Raw genomic sequence first — 20,228 nt, forward strand, 5'->3', positions numbered from 1 at the left:
CTACTGCATGAGCAGTTCGCGGGCCGCTTCCAGCACCTCGGCCACCGGCACGTCGGTGACGAACGAGTCCCGGTGCGGGCACTCGCCGTCGCCGGGCCGGTGCGGGTAGATGCCCGGCGTGCAGTCCACACCACAGACCGGGCAGTGCACCATCCAGGAGCTGATCGGCCGGTGCCTCCCGCGCAGCGGGTTCGCCGTGTTGATCAGGTTGCCGACCCAGAAGATCCCCACCGTGGGGGCACCCACCGCGGCGGCCAGGTGCAGCGGGCCGGTGTCGTTGGAGACGACAAGCGCGCAACCGGCGTAGCAGCCGGCAAGCCCGCCGAGGCTCAACGTGCCGACCTGCGGCCGGACCGGCACCCCCGCCGCCGCGACCACCCGGTCCACCACCTCCCGCTCGGAGGGCGTGCCGGTGACAAGCACCTCGTAGCCGTCGCGGTGCAGCTCACGGGCCACCTCGGCGAAGCGCTCGGCTGGCCACCGGCGGCGGGTGTCGGTGGCGCCGGGGTGCAGCGCGACCCGTGGGCGGTCCGCCGGGCCGAGTACCCGGGCCGCCTCGGCCCGGTCGGCGTCGGTGACCGTCAGCGTCGGCACGATCGTGGTCGCCTCCGCGCCCACCAGGGCCACCACCTCCAGGTAGCGGATCACCTCGTGCTGGTAGTAGACGTAGCGGATCCACCGGTCCAGCGGCGGGGCGTCCTCGGCGCGCAGCCCGACGGTGACCCGGGCACCGAGGCGGCTCATCAGCGGGTTGGAGTTGGCGCCACCCCCGTGGATCTGCACCGCCAGGTCGAAGCCCTCGCCGCGGGCGGCCGTCACGAACTCGTCGATCGTCGACGCCGACTCGCCCGCCTCCGCGTCGCGGATCCCGCGCGCCGGCGGCACCACAAGCACCCGATCCACCGGGCCGGGCCTGTCACACCAGAGCTTCGCGTGCCACGGCGCGCCGAGCAGCACGATCTCCGCCGAGGGGTACGCGGCGCGCAGCGCGTCCAACGCCGGCAGGACGAAGATGAAGTCGCCGAGCGCGTTGGCCCGCAGCACCGCGATCCGTCGCACGTCGGAGACCAGCCCCGCCGTCAGGCCGAGCAGAGCCGGGGTGACCACGCTTACCGCTACGGCCGGTCGATCTCGCCGGCGGTGTCCGGGTGGTGCAGCTCCCGGTCCGCAGCGGGATCGGCAGGCATCGGCGTACCACCGGACAGGACTGTGGAGCGCGGCCCGGTGCGGCCGACGGTGATGGTGCGGGGCGTGGGCCGCGCCGCCCGGGGCAGGCGGACCCGCAGCAGCCCGTGGTCCATCACCGCGTCGATGCCCTCCGGGTCAACACGGGACGGCAGGTCGACGCGGTATTCGAAACCGCGCGTCTCGAAACCGCCCGGGATGCCCTGGTCGGCGTTGACCTCCGCTTCGGAGCGGGCGCGCACGCACAACTCCCGGTCGTCAAGCTCGACCGCCACCTCCTCCGGCGCCACACCGGGCAACCGGACGACGACCTCCCAGCCGTCGGAGGTCTCGGTCAGCTCGACGTCGGACGCCCCGGCCCGGCCGCCGACCAGCCGGCTCAGCTCGGCGCGCAGCGACTGCAACTCACCCATCGGATCCCAGCCCTGCTGCCGGCTCCGCCACCCCCGACCGAAGCCGCCGGGCTGCTGCTCGCTCATCGCGTCTCTCCGATCCGCTGGGCGGCCGTGGGGGGCCGCAGTGAGCTGGGCGCGTCGAGATTCGCGTCGCGGTCGACGCCCACACCGAGCCGGTCGACCAGTTCACCGCCGAGCCAGGCGCTGATCCCGAGGATCGCCACGGCGACCACCTCGACGACGAGCAACGCACCGCCGGCGGCGCGGGAGTCGGCGTTGAGCCGGACCACCCAGATCGCGGCGAAGAGCAGGATCACCGCGACGTTGGCCCCGGCGTGCAGCAACGCCACCCGCTTGGCGCGGGTGCCGGTCGGGATCGCCAGCAGGTCGAACGTGCCGGCCGCCGCGGCCAGCAGGCCGCCAATCAGGCCGACGGTGATGTTCCAGTACGCGACCTCGCCGAGCAGGTCGGGACCACCGACCGTATCCACCAGGTCGAACAGCACCGCGGTGACCAGCAGCGCCACCGGGAACATGACCAGCATCGGATGGACCGGGTGGCCCAGCACCTTGAGTCGGCTCTCCATCTCCCGGCCTCCACTGGTCGGCGTGCTGCGGATGGTACGTGCGGCGGGCGCGTCGGTTGAGGCCGTACCCCGGACGGTCGGGGACAAACCTCGCGCTGGTCACGCGCCTAGACTGGCGAGGGGTGGCCCCCGCCATCCCCGGTTCAACGGCTGGGGGAGGAACACGTGACGGTGGAGATCACCTCGCACGAGGAGTTGCGCGAACTGCTCGGGGAGCCGCACTCGCGGGCCGCCAACAAGGATCGCGCCCGGCTGCACGAGCGGGACCGGCAGTGGCTCGCCGCCTCGCCGTTCTGCCTGGTGGCCACGGCCGGAGCGGACGGCACCTGCGACGTCTCACCCAAGGGCGACCCGGCCGGCTTCGCCCTGGTGTTGGACGACACGACGATCGCGCTGCCCGAGCGGCCGGGCAACAAGCGCGCGGACGGCTACCGCAACATCCTGGACAACCCGCACGTCGGGCTGCTCTTCATGATTCCCGGGCGGACCGACACGCTGCGGATCAACGGCCGGGCCCGACTGGTGCGCGACGCTGCCTGGTTCGACGACATGGTGGTCAAGGGACACCGGCCGGTGCTCGCGGTGGTGGTGGAGATCGAGCAGATCTTCTACCACTGCGCGAAGGCGTTCCTGCGGTCCTCGCTGTGGCAGCCGGAGACCTGGCAGCCCGACGTGCTGCCGTCCCGGGCACGCCTCATCAAGGAGGTCGAGGCACCCGTGGAGAGCCTCGAAGAGCTGGAACGACACTACGGCCCGGAGTACGCCAAGACGATCTACGCCTGACGCGGGTTCCCGGGGCGGCACCCCCCATGCCCGCTCGGGTCTGGCCGGCTACTCAGCGGACACCATCCACAGGTGACCGTCCGGGTCGGCGAAGGCCCCCGCGTACCCCCAGGGTTGCGCTGCCGGCTCCGTGACCACCTGGGCGCCGGCGGCACGGGCCCGCTCGACGATCGCGTCCGCGTCAGCGGGAGAGGCGACGCCGAGGCTGAGCACGCACTCGCTCTGACCCCGTGCGGCGACCTCGTGCGGGCCGATCACCCAGCCAAAGCCGCCGGTCGGGATGAGCATCAGCCGCAACCCGTCGTTGACCACGAACTGCAACGGCTCCGGAAAGCCGTCGTCGGCCAACTCCCCCACCGCCTCCAGGCCGAGGCCGTCGGAGTAGAAGCGGTGTGCGGTCGCGCGGTCGGCGACGGGCAGGCTGACGGTCACGGGGGCGTACGTCATGGAGTCGGCTCCAAGGTGTCCGGCGGATCGTGTCTCCAGTATGGGTCCGCCGGAGAAGCGAACTCACCGGCACCTCCCGGGCCGGACCTGACGCCGCGCCATCTGTCGTCGGTCTAGCGTGACCACAATGAGCGAGGACGGCTGGCTGGCGGACACCCGCACCTCCTACGACACGGTCGCCGACAGTTACGCGGACCTGCTGCGCGACCTCCTGGCCGACGCGCCCTACGAGCGGGCGGCCTTCGCCCTGTTCGCCGACCTCGTCCGCGCTGCCGGCGGCGGGCCGGTCGCCGACGTCGGCTGCGGGACCGGGCGCATCACCGCCCACCTGCACGACCTCGGTGCCGACGCATTCGGCATCGACCTGTCACCCGGGATGATCGACGTCGCCCGGCGGGACCACCCCGGCCTCCGGTTCGAGGTGGGCTCCATGACCGACCTCGGCCTGGGCGACGGCTCGGTCGCCGGGCTGCTGGCCTGGTACTCGCTGATCCACATCCCCGACGAACAGATCGGCGCGATCTTCGAGCAGTTCCGGAGGGTGCTGCGTCCCGGTGGTCCGCTGCTGCTCGGTTTCCACGTCGGCGACGAGACCACACTCAAGACCCAGGGGTACGGCGGCCACCCGATGAAGGTCCACGTGCACCGCCGCCAACCAGCCCAGATGGCGGCCTGGCTGCACGACTGTGGCTTCACTGTCGAGGCGCAGACAATCCTCGTGTCGCCCGAGAGCCGGCTCGGCGGGATCGTGTTCGCGCGCCGCGACCCGTGAGCGACGGCCCGTCCGAGTGGGAACGGGCCGTCGCTCTGGACCTACGAGGCAGAGGACCCGGGCGTGGCAACAGCCAGTCGGTGGGCTGGGCTGCCCTCGCGATAGAACAAGTAGCCGCCGTGGTGCAGGACATCGCCCTCGAAGCGGCCGTCGGCGGTGAAGCCGGTGTCATCCCAATAGTCGATGTGGTCGCCTGTCACCTCGTACCGGCCGGTGTAGGCGCTGCTCCGGCGGCCACGCGCCTCGTCGTATCGCCCGTTGGCCAGCAACTCCTGCCGGATGTGGTTGTCGGCGGTCACCCACATCCCGACGCACGGGTGGGTGGCCTCGGAGGTCAGTGGCCACGCCTGTGCCGTCGCCTGGGCGGGCTGTGGTGTCGCCGGTGCCTCCGCCCCGCAGGCGGTGAGCGCCGCCGTCGCGAGGAGGCCGGCAACGGCTTCGGACACCTTGCGTTGATCAACGCTGGCCATGTCAGCCTCGCTGCCGGGTCGGACGGATGATGATTTCGTTGACGTCGACGTCCGCCGGCTGGTCGATGGCGAACGAGATTGCCCGCGCGATGGCATCCGGCGAGATCGAGTTCTTGCGGTACTCCGTCATCGCCGCACGGGCGACCGGGTCGGTGATCGTCTCGGCCAACTCGGACTCGACGACACCGGGCGTGATCGTGGTGACCCGCAGACTCGGGTCAGCCTCCAGACGCAGACCCTCGGTGATCGCCCACGCCGCGAACTTCGTCGCCGAGTACACAGCGGAGGTCGGCACCACCTCGTGGGCGCCGACGGAGGCGACGGTGATCAGGTGGCCACTGCCCTGCCGTTGGAAGACGGGTAGGGCGGCGGCGATGCCGTGCAGCAGGCCGCGCACGTTGACATCCAGCAAACGGTCCCACTCATCGACCAGCAGGGCGTCGAGCCGGGACAACGGCATCAGACCCGCGTTGTTGACGAGCACGTCGACCCGCCCGAACTCGGCGACGGCACTGTCGACGAACGCCGCGACGTCGCCACGGTCGGTCACATCGAGCCGTCGTACCCGAATGTTGTCGTGCTGTTCGGCGAGCGCCGCGAGCCGATCTCGCCGCCGGGCGCCCGCGAACACGTGATGCCCCTCGCCAGCCAGGCGAAGCGCGACCGCCTCGCCGATCCCGCTGCTCGCGCCGGTGACCAGAACGACCTTGTTTGTGGATTCCATGAATCCACCTTCCAAGCTCGGGCGGCCGGCAACCAGGGTGTGTCACACCCCGGCTGAGTGTCCGGTCAGCCAACCGTCCGTGGCTATCTTTGGGGTATGGACGGCATCAATCCACTCGGCGACTTTCTGCGTGCCCGACGTGAAATGACCAGTCCAGGAGGGGTCGGAATCGCCTCCTCGGGCCGGCGGCGGACGCCTGGTCTGCGGCGGGAGGAAGTCGCCCAACTGACCGGGGTCAGCACCGACTACTACACCCGTTTGGAGCAGGGTCGGGAACAGCGCCCGTCGGATCAGGTGCTGGACGCCCTGGCCCGCACACTGGGGCTCGATCCCGAGGAGACGGCACATCTGCACCTGCTGGCCAGGACCGGCCGCGGCCCGGTCCACAGAGGGAAGCGTGAAACGGTCCGGCCGAGTCTGCTGCACCTGATGGACGGTTGGCTGCACACCCCCGCGTTGATTATCGACCGCAGAATGGACGTGTTGGCCGGCAACCGGTTGGGGCGCGCCCTGTTCGCCAAGGTGTTCGAGGCTGTCGACCCCAACCTTGTCCGGTTCGTCTTCCTCAGCCCGGCGGCTCGTTCCTTCTACCCCCAGTGGGGGCAGGTCGCGCAGTCCAGCCTCGGCGCGCTGCGCGCTGCCACCGGCGACATGCTCAACGACGCTCGACTCACCGATCTCGTCGGGGAACTGTCCCTGAAGAGCCCGGAGTTCCGCCGGCTGTGGGCGCGTCACGACGTACGGGGAAAGACCCACGAGGCGAAGCTGTTCAACCATCACGACGTCGGCGAGTTGACCCTCACCTATGACTCCCTCACCGTCGACGGCGCGACGGGCCAGCAGTTGATCATCTATCAGGCCGAGCCCGGCAGCCGCTCGGCACAGGCATTGGCACTGCTCGGAACGGTGGCCGCCGACCTTCCCACACCGTCACCCGCGCGGCGCTAGGCCCGCGGGCAGGCTCGCGACAAGAAGCGTTACGGCTTCCTCCGCTGTGTTGGCCTCACCAATGAGCTGGCCATAGCCCGCCGTGAAGATCCTGTAAGGAGGGGCGCCGCAGACGATGAAGGGCAGCGAATCGGCAGGCTGAGCCGGCCATGGTGGCCGCGGTGTCGTGTAGAACCGCAGCGTTCCGTGTGTAGGAAAGGGAAGAAGCCTGCGTAGAGTCGGGTGTTCATATGCAGCCCTGATGACGGAATCGCCTGACCACCAGCCTGACGAGCTGTTGAGAAGGTTGCGCCAAGCCTCGTCAACCTTCGTCGCGTCTTCCATCACGGCTATCCTCTCACCTGCCGGTAGCGACGCGAGGCCCTGAGCCCAGTGGAGGCCGACGCACGCAATTCGGCAGATCCGTGCGGCGCCGACGGCCTGATGCCTTGTTCCTTGGCACATGTCGCACGTCAACTGACGGAGATCTGTCGCACATCAGCTGTCGGCGATCGAGCTGGCCGCGCATGACCTCGGCCGGGCACAAGAGCCATCGCAGCACTGGCTCGGCTAGTAGGAACTCGAACCGTTTGCTGGTGTCGTACAGCAGGTGCTGGCGCTGCATACGGCTGGCGACGGCAGCGTCCACGTCGGCGATGTCGAGGTTGTGCAGCTCAACCATCTCCGTCAAGATGCGGCGCGCATAGTCGGCGGTCTGGAGCAGGCCGGGCACGTAGACGGTCTCGAAGTGTCGAATGAGACGCAGCCACTCTTCGATCGGGTTCATTGCATGACTTCCTCGTGCTAGGCGGCGGCACTCCGCGCGTTGGTCGGAGCGGCGTAGTGGACTGCCAGGTCCCGGCCACGCACACGCCTGCACCACGGTCGCCGGGTCAGACACCAGTTCGTTGCTGATCCGGTGGCCGACCTCGTCGAACCGCATCATGATCAGTCGGCTGGAATCCAGCAACCACCAGTCGACGTCGCCGGCTGCGGGCAGCAAACCGATCTCTTGCGCAATCGCCCGCGTCAGGTAGTGGATTTCCTCGCCGGCGTCGACGTTCCACCGGCCGATCCAGCGTTCCCACCGCTGGTAATCGGTCTGGACGCGGTCGCCAACCGGCTGGACGAGGCGGTCGCTGCGCGGGACAAGGACTATTCAAGGACTCGACCGGCCAGCGGCGACGTGATCGACCTCGGGAAACGGCGAAGCCCAGGTCGATGACCTGGGCTTCTGTGCCGAGCCGCCTGACGGAATCGAACCGTCGACCTACGCATTACGAGTGCGTCGCTCTAGCCGACTGAGCTAAGGCGGCAACGATCAGCAAGTGTACGGCACCCCCGGGCGGTGGGCTGAACGGGATACCCCTTCCCCGCTCACTGCCACTAACCGGACAACGAGCGCCATCTGGACGTTTACCGGACAGCGGATCATAAGGAGCCGCATTAGGCTGCGGCGGGTGAGCGACGATCACACCCCTCGCCCCGATCCCGTACCTGCCGACGAACGGGTCGCCCACCGGCCGCGCTCCACCGACCCGCTGGAGCTGGGCTTCACCCCGCGCAAGCCGGTGCCGTGGCTGGCGCCGTTCCTGCTGATCAGCACGGGCATCCGGACGTTGCTGGCGATGCTGTTCGGGGCGTACCTGGACAAGCGTGAGTTGCAGAACGCGTTCGGCGACGGCATCTTCCGCCAGGTCGGGCCGGATGGCGGGCTGTGGCTCGACTACGTGGCCGATCTGGGTGACGGCTTCAACGCCACCTACTCAGTGGCGTACCTGCTGGCGCAGCCGGATCTGACGGTGGACGGGCACCGGCTGCCCCGGGCGCAGACCCTGGTGATGGGCGGCGACCAGGTGTACCCGTCGGCGGCCTACGCCGAGTACGAGAACCGGTGCAAAGGCCCGTACCAGGCCGCGCTGCCGGTGGCGCCGCCGGAGCAGCCGACGCTGTTCGCGGTGCCCGGCAACCATGACTGGTACGACGGGCTGACCGCGTTCCTGCGGATGTTCGTCCGCTCCCGGGACCGGAACTTCGCTGGCTGGGGCACCGGGCAGTCGCGGTCGTACTTCGCCGTCGAGTTGCCGGCCGGCTGGTGGCTGCTCGGCGTGGACGACCAGTCCGGCTCGTACCTGGACGACCCGCAGCTTGCGTACTTCGACGAGGTCGCCAAGCGGCTCGGCCCGGAATCCAAGGTCATTATCGCGGCGCCGGCGCCGACCTGGGTCAAGGCCGCGGACCATCCGACGGCGTACGACTCCATCGACTACTTCATCCGGACGATCATCGACCCGACCGGGGCGAAGGTCCGGCTGCTGCTCTCCGGCGACCTGCACCACTACGCCCGCTACACGGGGACGGATCGGCAGCTGATCACCTGTGGCGGTGGCGGGGCGTACCTGTACCCCACCCACAAGTTGCCGGAGCGCATCGAGGTGCCGCCGCGCGACACGTTGGCGCGAAAGGCCAGCCGCGCCCGGCCGTACGACCTGGTGGCCCGCTATCCGGACGCGGCCCGCTCCCGCCGCTACGGCTGGGGCATCTTCGCCCGGCTGCCGTTCCGCAATCCGGGCTTCACGACCCTGCTCGGCACCCTGCACACGTTGCTGATGCTGGCCATGGCGGGCGCGGTCGGGAACTGGGCCGACGCGACCGGGCAGCGGTTGTTCAGCGTGCCGCTGGTGGCGATGGTGCTGATCACGGTGGCTGCGACGGTCCTGTTCGCCCAGCCGCCCAACGCGAGCGGCAAGCGGCACGTACGGCATTGGATCCTCGGCGTCAGCCACGGCGTGGCGCATGTGGCGCTGGCTGCGGCCGGCACCTGGGTCTGGCTGGCGCTGCCGTTCTACGACTGGCCGTGGCCTCTGCCGGCCGCTGCGGCGGCGGTGGTGTACGGCCCGGTGATCGGTCTGGTGTCCAGCCAGCTTGTGGCGGCGTACCTGCTGGTGGCGGGGTCGTTCGGGGTGAACGTCAACGAACTGTTCGCCGGGCAGGGCATCGAGGACTCCAAGTCGTTCCTCCGGCTGCGCATCGACCCGGACGGCACGTTGACCATCTACCCGATCGGCGTGGACCGGGTTTCCCGTGACTGGCAGGTAAACCCCGACCAGTCTCCGACGGCGAGCTGGCTGACCCCGAAAAACCCCCTGACCCCGCGCCTGGCCGAACCCCCCATCACCCTCGTCGATCATGAAGTTATTGCTACGACCCGCCGAGGCGACGGGCAATAACTTCATGATCAAGCCCGTGTGGGGGGCCGGCGGGTGGGGGTGGGTCAGGGGGTGTAGTGCTGGTCGTGGGCTTGGCGGGGGGCGCAGACCGAGGCGCGGGAGCAGGAGCAGCGTGAGCCGTCGGCGTCCAACCGCACGGTCACCGCGTCGCGAGGGACGCTGTGGCCTACCACCCGACCGTCGCCCTCGGGCGTGGTGACCCGGCTGCCCACCGCCGGGGCGGTCTCCTGGAATCGCTGATAGAGCGGATGCTCGTACTTCAGGCAGCACATGAGCCGGCCACACGCGCCTGAGATGCGCAGCGGGTTCAGCGGCAGGTCCTGGTCCTTGGCCATCCGGATGGTCACGGGCTCGAAGTCGTTGAGGAATGTGGCGCAGCACAGGTCCCGGCCGCACGAGCCGATGCCGCCCTGCACCCGCGCGGAGTCCCGGGCGGAGAGTTGTCGCAGCTCGACCCGGCAGTGCAGGGTGGCGCCCAGGTCGCGGACCAGGGAGCGGAAGTCCACCCGGTGCGGGGCGGTGAAGTAGACGGTGCTGCGTTCGCCGCCGCCGTCGGCGGAGGCGAGCACGTGGTCGACGGCCACCACCTTCATCGGCAGGCCGTGCGCCCGGATCAGCCGCTTCGCCGCCACCTTGGCCTCGGCCTTACGCCGACGCAGCGCCTCGTCCCGGCTCAGGTCGTCGTCACCGGCCAGCCCCACCAGCCGGGGAAAGCCGTCGGTCTCCTCGGTCACCCACTGCGCGGCCCAGACGCACTCGGCCACCTCAGGCCCGTCGTCGGTCGGCACCAGCACCTTGTCGCCGACCTGTGGGCGTAACTCACCCGGGTCGAGGTAGTAGAGGCGCCCGTACCGGTTGAAGCTGACCGCGCAGAGCATGCCCATACCCCCACCTTACGACGGACCACTGCGGTATTGCGCTCCGGCCGTCGCCGAACGACTACACCGTGCTTCCATCCATGACTGTCGACGTAGCCGGTGCCGGCTCGCGCCGGGCATCCGCGAGCGACGCCGGGGGGTGACGGCGACCAGTTACCAGCCGACCCGGGTGGGCTCGTCGTAGCGGGGCCGGCCGTCCACCGCCGGCCGCCAGGTGGACTCGGCCAGGCTCGGTGCCCACTGGCGCAGCAACGTCTCGACACCGTCGTACGCGACGCAGAGCACCGCAAGCACCCGCGCGGCGATCTCGGCCGCGTCGGCCACACCCGGCCCGACCGGCTCGATGCGGTGCGGTGTGCCCGAGGCGGTGGCGGCCACCACGGCGACCGCCTCGGCCGAGCGCAGCACGTCGGCCAGGGTGCGGGCCAGTGCGAGGCGGCTGCCCTCCACCCAGTCGGCGAGCGCGTCCGCGTATCCGGCTGTGGATTCCAGTCGCCCGACCAGGCTCTCCGGCCCCTCGTCGAGGTGGCGCAGCAGCGCCGCGCGTTCCTGCCCGTACGCCGTGGCGGCCGGGCCGGACCAGAGCACCGGGTCGGTGAGCGTGGCGCTGACCTCGTCGTACCCCCGGACCAGCCGGCGCACCGCGTGCCCGGCACCGGCGAGCGGCGCCGGGTGGAGGTCGAGGAAACCGCGGACGGCGTCGCCCGGCAGCACCTGCATCCGGCGCAGCAGCGGCCAGACCCGGTGCCCCTCGGGAACACCTGCGGCGAGCAACGCGTCCACCCGGCGTAGCAAGTCGAGGCCGGGGTCGGCGAGCCGGTCCAGTGGGTCCATCACCGCTCCCCGGTGATGCGGCGTCGGGCGGCCCTGTCGACGTCGCCGTAGCGGTCGGCGGCCTCGCGGACAGCCGAGGCGGCGGCGGCCAGCCGGTGGGCCGCTGCCCGCGCCTCGCGAGCCCGGTCGTCGGTGGCGGCGGCCCACTGTCGGTGCAACGCGCGACCGATCTCGCCGGGTCGACCTGGGGCGTCCGCACCGAAGGCGACCTGGGCCGGATCGCTTGCGGTGACCCGGTGGGACATGGCGGTAAGCGTGGCGCTCGCCTCGTCCAGGCGTGCGGAGAGCGCGCGCAGTGCCTCCATCTCAGGCCCCCGCGAGTGGTCGGTAGGCGGCGAACGTCTCGTTGTGCAGCTTTTCGCGGGCCCACTCGGCGGCGTCGGCCGCCGCGGTGACCGCGGCCTGCACGGAGTTGGCCACGTCCCGTGGGCTGCGGGCGTGCAGTGGCCCGAGGAACCGGACGTCGGTGATCCGACCACCGGCGGTGACCACGACCTCGACCAGCCCGTCCGGCGAGCGGACGGTGACCTCGACGGTCGACACCGCCTGGTCGAACTCGGCCTGGAGCGACTCGATGCGGCGGTAGCGCCGCACCGCCTCCTCGATCCAGGCTTCGTCGATCTCCCGCGGCATCGGCGACTCCTCCCGGATGGTCCTCACTGAGCGTGCTGCGACCGTCACCACGGCACACCGGACCGTACCGCACAGCAATCGCGCGTGTCGATGCCCTGTGGATGACCGATCCACCGGGCGGGGCCACTGCCGAAGGGCTGCGGTTCAGCCCTTCCAGAGGGCGAGCATCATGGCCTCGACCGCGATCCGTGGCTTGACGTTCGCCTCGATCGCCGTCCGGCAGGCGAGCACGGCCTCCAGCCGGCGCAGCGACCCCTCGGCGTCCCACTTCTGAGCCCCGGCGCCGGCCAGCGCTGCGGTGTCGGTGTGCACGGGATCGACCGGCGCACGCAGCGCCATTGTGAGCGCGTCCCGGTAGAAACCGGCCAGGTCGACGAGCGCCCGGTCCAGCGCGTCCCGCTGGGCGCGGGTGGCTCGCGACTTCTGCCGCTTCTCCAACTCCTTGAGCTGCCCGGCGGCGCCGCGCATCGCCCCGGCGGCGCCCCGGCCGGTGCCGCCCGCGCCGAGCGCCCGCTCCAACGCGGTCCGTTCGGTCGTGTCGGCCTCGGACACCGACGCCTCGGCCTCCGCCTCGGCCGCCTCGATGAGCGCGGACGCCGCGTCGAACGCCGCGCCGACGCCGGTCAGCCGACGCGGCACAGCGAGCACCGCCTCACGACGCTTGCGGGCCTCCGGATCGCGGGCCAGCCGGCGGGCCCGACCCACATGGCCCTGCGCGGCTGCCGCCGCCCACTGCGCCACGTCGGGCGCGATGCCGTCCCGACGGACCAGCACCTCGGCCACCGCCGCAGCCGGCGGCTGCCGCAGGGGTACGACACGGCAGCGCGACCGGATGGTCACCGAGATGTCGTCCGGGTGGGTGGACGGGGCGCAGAGCAGGAAGACCGTACGCGGCGGAGGCTCCTCGATCGCCTTGAGCAACGCGTTGCCTGCGGCCTCGGTGAGCCGGTCGGCGTCCTCGATGACCACCACCTGCCAGCGCCCGCCCGACGGGGTGCTTGCCGCGCGGAGCACAAGCGCACGCATCTCACTGACGCCGATGGAGAGCCCTTCCGGCACCACCAACCGGACGTCGGCGTGGGTGCCGCCGATCGTGGTGCGGCAACCGGCGCACTCGCCGCAGCCGGTGCCGTGCACACACTCCAGGGCCGCGGCGAAGGCCCGCGCGGCGACCGAGCGGCCGGAGCCGGGCGGCCCGGTGAAGATCCAGGCGTGGGTCATCCCGGCGGACGGATCCACCTCGCCGGGCGCGGCATCGTCGGCCGCAAGCGCGGACTCGGCATCACTGGCCGGGCCGGCGGCGAGCAACGCGGGTGCCCGGTCGGCCGCGCCGGCACGCAGCACGGCGGCGGCAGCGGCGGCTGCCCGGCGCAGCTCGGTCACCGCCTCGTCCTGGCCGACGAGGTCGGCGAAGACGTCCGGCATCAGGTCTTGTGCTCCATCGTCACCAGCTCCGCGTCGGATAACTCGGGCTGCACCGACGTGTCCGGGCCCTGCGCCGGGCGGGGGTGCACGATGCCGCCCGGCTTGCCGAGCAGCTCCTCCACACGCCGGCCCACCAGCCTGGTGATCTCGTCGACCGGCCGGGACGCGTCGAGCACCAGGTAGCGCTTCGGGTCGGCGGCGGCGAGGTCGAGGAAGGCGTACCGGACACGTTCGTGGAAGGCCAGCGACTCGGCCTCCAGCCGGTCGGTGCCCTCGTTACGGGAGGCGACCCGGGACAGGCCGGTACGCGGCTCGACGTCAAGCAGCACCACCAGGTCGGGCTTGAGCCCGCCGGTGGCCCAGGAGGAGAGCCAGGAAACCTCGTCGACAGGGAGCGTCCGCCCCGCGCCCTGGTATGCCAGGGACGAGTCGACGTACCGGTCACTGATCACCACGCCGCCCCGGACCAGCGCGGGCCGAACCACGGCGGCCACGTGGTGCGCCCGGTCGGCGGCGTACAGGAGTGCCTCGGCACGCGGGGAGGGCGCGTCGTCGCCGGAGGTGTCGAGCACAAGCGACCGGATCCGCTGACCGACAGCGGTAGCCCCCGGCTCGCGGGTGACCACGACGTCGTGCCCCTGGCCGCGCAGGCGCTCGGCGAGCGCGGCGAGCTGGGTGGACTTGCCGGCACCCTCGCCGCCCTCGAACACCACGAACAGCCCTGCGGAGACGAACGGCTCGGCGGGCATCAGCGGGCGGCCCCGGATCGAGCCCCAGAGGTCGGCGAGGACGGGGACGCCCTTCTTGTCGTCCATCTGGCCGAACGCGCTGATTCCGGCGAAGATGCCGGCGGCACCGGCGGCGAGCAACAGCAGTCGGGTCGACGAGATGGAGATGCCCAGGTCGGCGATCTCCAGCTTGCGCGAGCCACCGACACCGGCGAGCAGGCTGCTCAGCGCGATGGCCAGGATCAGCACCAGTCGGGTGCCGATCTGCACCACGGCGAAGACCCGGCCGCGCACCTCGTCCTTGATCTCGCCGCCGAGCAGTGTGGTGCCGGCCAGGAAGGCCATGCCGGCGCCGGCGCCGACAAGCACCGCGCCGACGATCGCCATGGTCAGGTGGATGGCGAAGGCGAGGGTCATCACGGCGGCGCTGGCAAGCACGATGCTCATGCCGAACCAGCGGCGCCGGGACATCTCCTTGACGATCATCGGGCCGAGGCCGATGCCGAGTGCCAGGCCGACGAAGATCGCACCGAAGAGCAGCGAGAACGCGGCGTCGCCGGCACCGAGCGAACTGGCGAAGAACTTCGCCGTACCGATGACGATGCCGCCGCCGGCGAACGCGCCGAGGATGCCGAGGACAAGCCCGCGCACCAGCGGGGTCTGGCCGATGAACTGCCAGCCCTCCTTGAACTGGCGCATCATGCTCTGCTCGTGGCGGTCGCCCTCGGCGGTCTGCCCCTGGCTGATCTCCTTGATGCCGAACGCGACGACAATGGCGGTGGCCAGCCGGGACAGGGAGTTGAACCAGAGCGCCAACTGCGCAGGCTCGGCCCAGTCCGGGAAGTTGCCGCCGGTCACGCCCCGGACGCTGCGGTCCAGGCCGGCGCTGACAAGCGCGGCGAGCACCGGGGTGAGGCCGTACGTGGTGATCAGCGTGAGCTGGTTGGCGGCCTCCAACCGGGCGCGCGGGATCAGGTTGGGGACCGCGGCCTCCTTGGCCGGGATCCAGATCAGGGTGATCGACTCGATCAGGAAGGTGGCGATTGTCGCCCACGCGACCACCACCCCGCCGCTGGCACCGGCAAGCGCCACCATCGGGATCGAGGCGAAGAGCACGAACCGGAGCAGGTCACAGATGACCATCGTCCAGCGACGGTCGAAGCGGTCGGCGAGCACGCCGGCGACCGGGCCGAGCACCAGGGCGGGGAGCAGCCGGATGGCGATGACACCACCGAAGACCGCGCCCTGCGCGGTGCTGCCCTGCACCTGGGAGGCGGCGAAGACCGAGGTGGCCAGCAGGCCGAGCCAGTCGCCGAAGGAGGCAGCGCCGAGCACGATCCAGAGCCGCCGGAACGGCCGGATGCGCAGCACCGAGCGGATCGCGGCGTAACCGGACAGGTCGACCTGGGCACCGCCGGACTGGTTGGCGGCGTTGCTCGACTGGTCGCTCGATCGCGACACGCCGGGCGACTCGCCGCTGTTCTGGCTTTCGATGGCCGTACCTCCACGTGCCGGCCCATCGCTGGGCACCTCCGGTGGAACACTCTAGACCGGGTGGGGTGCCGTCCCACCGGCGACATTCTCCTGCTCGCTGAGCCTAGGCCGCTAAAGGCACCAGCCGCAGCCCGGACGTACGCGAGGGTATTTCGCATTCATCGTCGGACAGTTAGCGTGCACACGTGGCCATCGAGAGCGACAAACTTCGTGAGCGCCTGGAACGGGCGACCGAGCACCTCGACCCGCCCTACGCAGTGGTGGATCTCGCCGCATTCGACGCGAATTCGGGCGCGCTTGCCGATCGCGCCGCCGGCAAACCACTCCGACTGGCAAGCAAGTCTGTGCGCTGTCGGGAGTTGATCGGCCGAGCGCTCGGCCGATCCGGCTGGCACGGCGTGATGGCTTTCACCCTGCCCGAGGCGATCTGGCTGGTGCGGACCGGGGTGAGCGACGACGTGCTCGTCGCCTACCCGAGCGTGGACCGGGCGGCGCTCGCCGAACTGGCGGCCGACCCGACACTCGCCGCCGCGATCACCCTCATGATCGACAGCACCGGCCAGCTCGACCTCATCGACAGCGTCCGGGCCCCCGGGCAGCGTGCCGAACTGCGCCTCTGCCTGGACCTGGATGCCTCCTGGCGACCGCTGCGCGGGCGGGTCCACGTCGGCGTCCGCCGCTCACCGGTGCACAGCGCCCGGGCGGCCGGCGCGCTCGCCGCCACCGTGGCCGGTCGCGCCGGCTTCCGGCTGGTCGGCCTCATGTCGTACGAGGCGCAGATCGCCGGCCTCGGCGACGCGCCGCCCGGGCAGACGCTGCTGGCCGGCGCGATCAGGCTGGCCCAGCGCGGGTCGTATCGCGAGTTGCTGGCCCGCCGGGGCGCGGCGGTGGCGGCGGTACGCGAGCACGCCGACCTGGAGTTCGTCAACGGCGGCGGCACCGGCAGCGTGGCCGCGACAAGCGCCGATCCCGCGGTCACCGAGGTCACCGCGGGATCGGGCCTGTACGGGCCGACGCTGTTCGACGCGTACCGTGCCTGGCGGCCCACCCCGGCGGCGTTCTTCGCCTGCGCGGTGGTCCGCCGGCCGACGCCGGAGTTGGCGACAGTGCTCGGCGGCGGCTGGATCGCCTCCGGGCCGGCCGCCGACAGCCGACTCCCCCAACCGTGGTTGCCAGCCGGCCTGAAGCTGGTCGGCACCGAGGGAGCCGGCGAGGTGCAGACCCCGCTGTCCGGCGCGGCGGCGACCACCCTGCGCGTCGGCGACCGGGTGTGGTTCCGGCACGCCAAGGCCGGTGAGCTGTGCGAACGGGTCAACGAGCTGCACCTGGTCGAGGGGGACACGGTCGTGGCGACAGTGCCCACCTATCGGGGTGAGGGCCACGCCTTCCTCTGACCCGGCCGGACGGGTCCGCAGGGCCGACCCGGGCTGTGCCCGCAGCGCCGCCCGGAGCGACGAGCCGGAGTGGCCCGTGGCGCTGGGCCACGGGGTCGACTCAGGCGGGCTGGGCCGCCTCGGTCGGCCGCTCGGCGGCGGAACTGTCGCTCTCGGAGCCGTCGACGTGGCGGTGCAGATACTCCCGGATCAGCGCCTTCGCCTCCAGCAGCACCCGCTCGTCGCCGTCGGACTTCCGCCGGAACGCGAGCTTGATCAGCGCGTCGGCCGCCTCCACCGCGATCTCCAGGACGAAGCGCAGCTTCGGCACGTCGGTCAGACCGAAGCGCTCGGTGAGCACCCGGGCCAACTGGTCGGCGATCACACCGTTGTTGTCCCGCTGCTCATCGAGCAGGTGCAGGTCGACCACGTCGCCGAAGTGCAGAGTACGGAACCCGGGGACGGTGCGATGCATCGTGATGTACTCGTCGATCCCCGCGTCGACGCCGTCCCACCAGTGGGTCATCTCGTCGGAGGCGAAGCGCTCGTCGAGCCGCTGCAGGTAGGACTCCATCGTGCGCAGGGTCAACGCCTGCACGATCGCCCGCTTGTCCGGAAAGAACTGGTAGACCGACCCGATCGCCACTTCGGCGCGCTCGGCGAGCAGGGTCGTGGTCAGCCCCTCGTACCCCACCTCGTCGACGAGTTCGGCGCAGGCATCCAACATGCGCTGGACCCGCGCGACACTTCGACCCTGCACCGGTACGCGGCGCAGCGGCCCGGTCGTGGCGGCTGGTGTGGACACTCGGCGCCACCCCCCTTCGACGGATGAACATATCTTCATGTCACGAGTCCGTGACTACCGGTACAACGAGCGGACCGCAATTGCGGTATTTACCAGGTACAACGTTCCTGATATGAAGTCAGTTCATATTCGTGATGAGGAGCGCGCATGGCCGGCACCGCACCGCCCACCGCACGCTGGTCCAACTGGGCCGGCAACCAGCGTGGCAGCGCCACCGCGATCCTGCGCCCCGGCTCGCCGAGCGACGTCGCCGAGGCCGTCCGGGCCACCGCCGCCGCCGGAGGCCGGATCCGCGTCGCGGGCAGCGGCCACTCGTTCACCGCCATCGCCCTGGCCGACGACCAGCGGATGGAATTGTCCGAGCTGGACACCACAGTCAGTGTCGACGTCGAGCGGCGACTTGTCACAGTGCCGGCCGGAATGACCCTGCGAACGCTCAACGGGCTGCTCGCTCGGCACCGCCTCGCACTGCCCAACCTCGGCGACATCGACGCGCAGACGGTGGCCGGGGCGATCTCCACGGGCACCCACGGCACCGGCGCCGCCTACGGCTGCCTCTCCACATTCGTCGAGGCGCTCACACTGGTCACCGGCACCGGCGAGGTGCTGCACTGCTCCGCCGACGAACACCCCGACGTCTTCGCCGCCGCCCGTGTCTCACTCGGCGCGCTCGGCGTCCTGGTCGACGTGACGCTGCGCTGCGTGGACGCCTTCGTCCTGCGCGCCCACGAACGCCCGGCCGCGCTCGCCGACCTGCTCGGCGAACTGCCGACACTCGTCGACGCGCACGACCACGTCGAGTTCTACTGGTTCCCCTACACGACGCGCGTCCAGGTCAAGGCCAACGACCGGGTACCCACCAACGACCAACCCCTGCCCCGGTGGCGCGGCTGGCTGGACGACGACTTCCTCTCCAACACCGTCTTCGCCGGCGCCTGCCGCGTCGGCCGGGCCGTGCCCGCCCTGGCGCCGGGCATCAGCGCGGTCTCCGCCCGCGCGCTCACCGAACGGCGGTACACCGGCCGCTCCGACCGGGTGTTCTGCACACCGCGCCGGGTCCGCTTCGTGGAGATGGAGTACGGCCTGCCCCGCGAGGCGTTACCCGAGGCGCTTACCGCACTCCGACGCATCGTCGACGGGCTGCCGTTCAAGGTGCTCTTCCCGGTGGAGGTGCGGTTCACCGCCGCCGACGACATCTGGCTGTCGCACGGCTACGGCCGGGACTCCGCGTACATAGCCGTGCACCAGTACGTCGGCATGCCGTACGAGCCGTACTTCCGGGCCTTCGAGAAGGTCGCCGCCGAGCTGGGCGGCCGGCCGCACTGGGGCAAGCTGCACTACCGCGGCGCCGACTCGCTGAGCACTGCCTACCCGCGCTTCACGGACTTCCAGGCGCTCCGCGACCGCCTGGACCCCAACCGCGTCTTCACAAACCCCCACCTGACCCACATCCTCGGCGCCTGAGAACGCCCGCGTAGATCTTGGAAGGAAAGTGCCCCCCGAGGGGCGTTTTCCTTCCAAGATCTCCAGGAGTACGGCTCAGCCCTGCCAGCCGGCGGCGCGGAGGGCAGCGCGGAGCTGGGCCAGGATCTCGTCCGGATGGGCGCGTAGAACCCAGGACGGGAAGCGCAACAGGCGGTCACCGGCCACCCACAGGCCGTTCTGGCGGCTCATGTCGGCCCACCAGGCGCGCGGATCGACGTGCTGCCCACCGTCGATCTCGACGTGCACTGCCCACTGCTCGAAGTAGGCGTCCAGGTAGCGCCGTCGCCCGGTCGAGTCATGGCGGATCTTCTGACGCGTCGGCTCGGGTAGCCCCGCGCGACGGACCAGGCCCAGGAAATCCAACTCCGCCACGGAGTGAGCGCCGCCTGCGGCATCTGCGGCCGTCGCCAGGATCAGCCGGCGACGGCGGACCCGAGGAAGCCGGTCGACGATCTCGTACAGGTCGTCGGCCGCCACCATCCGTTGTTGAAATCCGGCGGCGACGATCGCCCGCGCCTCCTGGTCACCATGCGCCCACTGCGCGGCGTCCACTATCGAACGAGCCGGCATCGTGCGCCGGGGCTGCCCGACTGCCAGCACATCCTGATCCGTCAGCTTCACGGTCCGGTGCAGCACCACACCCGGCGGCAGCGAGCTGCGTCGGCAAGCAGCGGGAAGCAACACGTGGACTGGTCGGGCCGGGAACCCTCGAAGCCCTCCGGCCTGCGCCGCGGTCAGACCGCCGAGGATCGCCTGCGGCCCTGCGGCGAGGACGGCCGCCCACCGGAGTTGACCGCCGCTTACCGGACCGTTGTGCGTGACGAACACGGCTCGGTGGATCTGTCGCCACGACCCGGTCGCCACGCGGTGCCGGATGGCCTTCGCCGAGAGGTGCCGTCTCGCCTGGTCGAGGCTCACCACGTCGTCCTGGTGGAAGAGCAGCCAGCTCATCTCGTCCGCGTCGTCGTGCGGCAGCCGGCGACCCCAGGCAGCCAGCGACGACCCTCTCCGGGAACTCATGACAGTCAAGTCTGGCGATCACCAACCCCGCCA

22 protein-coding genes, 1 tRNA gene and 1 pseudogene are annotated in these 20,228 nt (G+C 71.0%); 6 read left to right on the forward strand and 18 right to left on the reverse strand.

The window, feature by feature from the left end; all coding sequences use genetic code 11:
• From ACFY2Q_RS01095 to ACFY2Q_RS01105, 3 genes are read right to left on the reverse strand one after another with little or no spacing between them, the layout of a single operon-like run.
• On the reverse strand, window positions 1–1,107 hold the full coding sequence (locus tag ACFY2Q_RS01095) for a glycosyltransferase family 9 protein (protein WP_387126336.1): 1,107 nt from the start codon (window positions 1,105–1,107) through the stop codon (window positions 1–3).
• An 8-nt stretch (window positions 1,108–1,115) separates the two neighbouring features.
• Complete coding sequence (locus ACFY2Q_RS01100) at window positions 1,116–1,664, reverse strand: Hsp20/alpha crystallin family protein (RefSeq protein WP_387126338.1); 549 nt, start codon at window positions 1,662–1,664, stop codon at window positions 1,116–1,118.
• The gene (locus ACFY2Q_RS01105) at window positions 1,661–2,167 is read right to left on the reverse strand and encodes a DUF2231 domain-containing protein (protein ID WP_387126340.1); all 507 of its coding nucleotides are present in this window, start codon (window positions 2,165–2,167) and stop codon (window positions 1,661–1,663) included. The genes ACFY2Q_RS01100 and ACFY2Q_RS01105 overlap by 4 nt, the downstream gene beginning before the upstream one ends.
• A gap of 165 nt (window positions 2,168–2,332) precedes the next feature.
• Between ACFY2Q_RS01105 and ACFY2Q_RS01110 the strand changes: the two genes are divergently transcribed.
• Window positions 2,333–2,950 carry a pyridoxamine 5'-phosphate oxidase family protein gene (locus ACFY2Q_RS01110; protein WP_387126342.1) on the forward strand — a complete coding sequence of 206 codons (618 nt, stop codon included), beginning with the start codon at window positions 2,333–2,335 and terminating at the stop codon, window positions 2,948–2,950.
• A 48-nt stretch (window positions 2,951–2,998) separates the two neighbouring features.
• On the opposite strand, the gene ACFY2Q_RS01115 is transcribed toward ACFY2Q_RS01110, so the two are convergent.
• Complete coding sequence (locus tag ACFY2Q_RS01115) at window positions 2,999–3,397, reverse strand: VOC family protein (RefSeq protein ID WP_387126344.1); 399 nt, start codon at window positions 3,395–3,397, stop codon at window positions 2,999–3,001.
• 127 nt (window positions 3,398–3,524) lie between these two features.
• Here ACFY2Q_RS01115 and ACFY2Q_RS01120 point away from each other — a divergent pair, with 127 nt between their 5' ends.
• Window positions 3,525–4,169 (forward strand): class I SAM-dependent DNA methyltransferase, encoded by a 645-nt coding sequence (locus ACFY2Q_RS01120; RefSeq protein ID WP_387126346.1) that lies wholly within the window; start codon window positions 3,525–3,527, stop codon window positions 4,167–4,169.
• A gap of 41 nt (window positions 4,170–4,210) precedes the next feature.
• Here the strand turns inward: ACFY2Q_RS01120 and ACFY2Q_RS01125 are convergent, their stop codons facing one another.
• Window positions 4,211–4,639 carry an Atu4866 domain-containing protein gene (locus ACFY2Q_RS01125; RefSeq protein ID WP_387126348.1) on the reverse strand — a complete coding sequence of 143 codons (429 nt, stop codon included), beginning with the start codon at window positions 4,637–4,639 and terminating at the stop codon, window positions 4,211–4,213.
• A 1-nt stretch (window position 4,640) separates the two neighbouring features.
• On the reverse strand, window positions 4,641–5,363 hold the full coding sequence (locus ACFY2Q_RS01130; protein ID WP_387126350.1) for an SDR family oxidoreductase: 723 nt from the start codon (window positions 5,361–5,363) through the stop codon (window positions 4,641–4,643).
• Between the two features lie 96 nt (window positions 5,364–5,459).
• Between ACFY2Q_RS01130 and ACFY2Q_RS01135 the strand changes: the two genes are divergently transcribed.
• Window positions 5,460–6,311: a helix-turn-helix transcriptional regulator gene (locus ACFY2Q_RS01135; RefSeq protein ID WP_387126352.1), complete on the forward strand. Its 852-nt coding sequence runs from the start codon at window positions 5,460–5,462 to the stop codon at window positions 6,309–6,311.
• On the opposite strand, the gene ACFY2Q_RS01140 is transcribed toward ACFY2Q_RS01135, so the two are convergent.
• The 4 genes and pseudogenes from ACFY2Q_RS01140 to ACFY2Q_RS01155 all read right to left on the reverse strand — a co-directional run bounded on the left by ACFY2Q_RS01140 (window position 6,294) and on the right by ACFY2Q_RS01155 (window position 7,606).
• Complete coding sequence (locus ACFY2Q_RS01140; protein ID WP_387126354.1) at window positions 6,294–6,755, reverse strand: DUF6193 family natural product biosynthesis protein; 462 nt, start codon at window positions 6,753–6,755, stop codon at window positions 6,294–6,296. The two genes, ACFY2Q_RS01135 and ACFY2Q_RS01140, sit on opposite strands and share 18 nt — an antisense overlap.
• Window positions 6,649–7,077 carry a Scr1 family TA system antitoxin-like transcriptional regulator gene (locus ACFY2Q_RS01145; protein WP_387126356.1) on the reverse strand — a complete coding sequence of 143 codons (429 nt, stop codon included), beginning with the start codon at window positions 7,075–7,077 and terminating at the stop codon, window positions 6,649–6,651. Before ACFY2Q_RS01145 ends, ACFY2Q_RS01140 begins: the two co-directional genes overlap by 107 nt.
• A gap of 135 nt (window positions 7,078–7,212) precedes the next feature.
• A pseudogene (locus tag ACFY2Q_RS01150) lies at window positions 7,213–7,449 on the reverse strand (DUF6879 family protein); the annotation flags it as partial.
• Window positions 7,450–7,532: 83 nt separating this feature from the next.
• Window positions 7,533–7,606, reverse strand: a tRNA-Thr gene (locus tag ACFY2Q_RS01155).
• Window positions 7,607–7,750: 144 nt separating this feature from the next.
• Here ACFY2Q_RS01155 and ACFY2Q_RS01160 point away from each other — a divergent pair.
• Window positions 7,751–9,520, forward strand: coding sequence for a metallophosphoesterase family protein (locus tag ACFY2Q_RS01160; protein WP_387126358.1), 1,770 nt, complete (start codon window positions 7,751–7,753; stop codon window positions 9,518–9,520).
• A 44-nt stretch (window positions 9,521–9,564) separates the two neighbouring features.
• On the opposite strand, the gene ACFY2Q_RS01165 is transcribed toward ACFY2Q_RS01160, so the two are convergent.
• The 6 genes from ACFY2Q_RS01165 to tmk form a co-directional block, all read right to left on the reverse strand.
• On the reverse strand, window positions 9,565–10,404 hold the full coding sequence (locus ACFY2Q_RS01165; protein ID WP_387126360.1) for a stage 0 sporulation family protein: 840 nt from the start codon (window positions 10,402–10,404) through the stop codon (window positions 9,565–9,567).
• Between the two features lie 147 nt (window positions 10,405–10,551).
• Window positions 10,552–11,232 (reverse strand): hypothetical protein, encoded by a 681-nt coding sequence (locus tag ACFY2Q_RS01170; RefSeq protein ID WP_387126362.1) that lies wholly within the window; start codon window positions 11,230–11,232, stop codon window positions 10,552–10,554.
• On the reverse strand, window positions 11,232–11,537 hold the full coding sequence (locus ACFY2Q_RS01175) for a hypothetical protein (RefSeq protein WP_387126364.1): 306 nt from the start codon (window positions 11,535–11,537) through the stop codon (window positions 11,232–11,234). The genes ACFY2Q_RS01170 and ACFY2Q_RS01175 overlap by 1 nt, the downstream gene beginning before the upstream one ends.
• 1 nt (window position 11,538) lies before the next feature.
• Window positions 11,539–11,865, reverse strand: a complete 327-nt coding sequence (locus ACFY2Q_RS01180) for a YbaB/EbfC family nucleoid-associated protein (RefSeq protein ID WP_387126366.1) — start codon at window positions 11,863–11,865, stop codon at window positions 11,539–11,541.
• Window positions 11,866–12,009: 144 nt separating this feature from the next.
• Complete coding sequence (locus ACFY2Q_RS01185) at window positions 12,010–13,290, reverse strand: DNA polymerase III subunit delta' (RefSeq protein WP_387126368.1); 1,281 nt, start codon at window positions 13,288–13,290, stop codon at window positions 12,010–12,012.
• Window positions 13,290–15,353 (reverse strand): dTMP kinase, encoded by a 2,064-nt coding sequence (gene tmk, locus ACFY2Q_RS01190; RefSeq protein ID WP_387127526.1) that lies wholly within the window; start codon window positions 15,351–15,353, stop codon window positions 13,290–13,292. The genes ACFY2Q_RS01185 and tmk overlap by 1 nt, the downstream gene beginning before the upstream one ends.
• 344 nt (window positions 15,354–15,697) lie before the next feature.
• Between tmk and ACFY2Q_RS01195 the strand changes: the two genes are divergently transcribed.
• Entirely contained in the window at window positions 15,698–16,906 is a 1,209-nt protein-coding gene (locus ACFY2Q_RS01195) for an amino acid deaminase/aldolase (protein WP_387126370.1), read from the forward strand.
• 100 nt (window positions 16,907–17,006) lie between these two features.
• Here ACFY2Q_RS01195 and ACFY2Q_RS01200 read toward each other — a convergent pair whose 3' ends face one another.
• Window positions 17,007–17,612: a TetR family transcriptional regulator gene (locus tag ACFY2Q_RS01200; protein WP_387127528.1), complete on the reverse strand. Its 606-nt coding sequence runs from the start codon at window positions 17,610–17,612 to the stop codon at window positions 17,007–17,009.
• Window positions 17,613–17,837: 225 nt separating this feature from the next.
• Here ACFY2Q_RS01200 and ACFY2Q_RS01205 point away from each other — a divergent pair, with 225 nt between their 5' ends.
• Entirely contained in the window at window positions 17,838–19,154 is a 1,317-nt protein-coding gene (locus tag ACFY2Q_RS01205; protein ID WP_387126372.1) for a D-arabinono-1,4-lactone oxidase, read from the forward strand.
• Window positions 19,155–19,229: 75 nt separating this feature from the next.
• Here the strand turns inward: ACFY2Q_RS01205 and ACFY2Q_RS01210 are convergent, their stop codons facing one another.
• A complete protein-coding gene (locus tag ACFY2Q_RS01210; protein WP_387126374.1) occupies window positions 19,230–20,195 on the reverse strand; it encodes a hypothetical protein in 966 nt (321 codons plus the stop codon).
• Window positions 20,196–20,228 lie beyond the last annotated feature (33 nt).

It is taken from the genome of Micromonospora sp. NPDC000316 (assembly GCF_042898885.1).
Lineage (GTDB): Bacteria > Actinomycetota > Actinomycetes > Mycobacteriales > Micromonosporaceae > Micromonospora.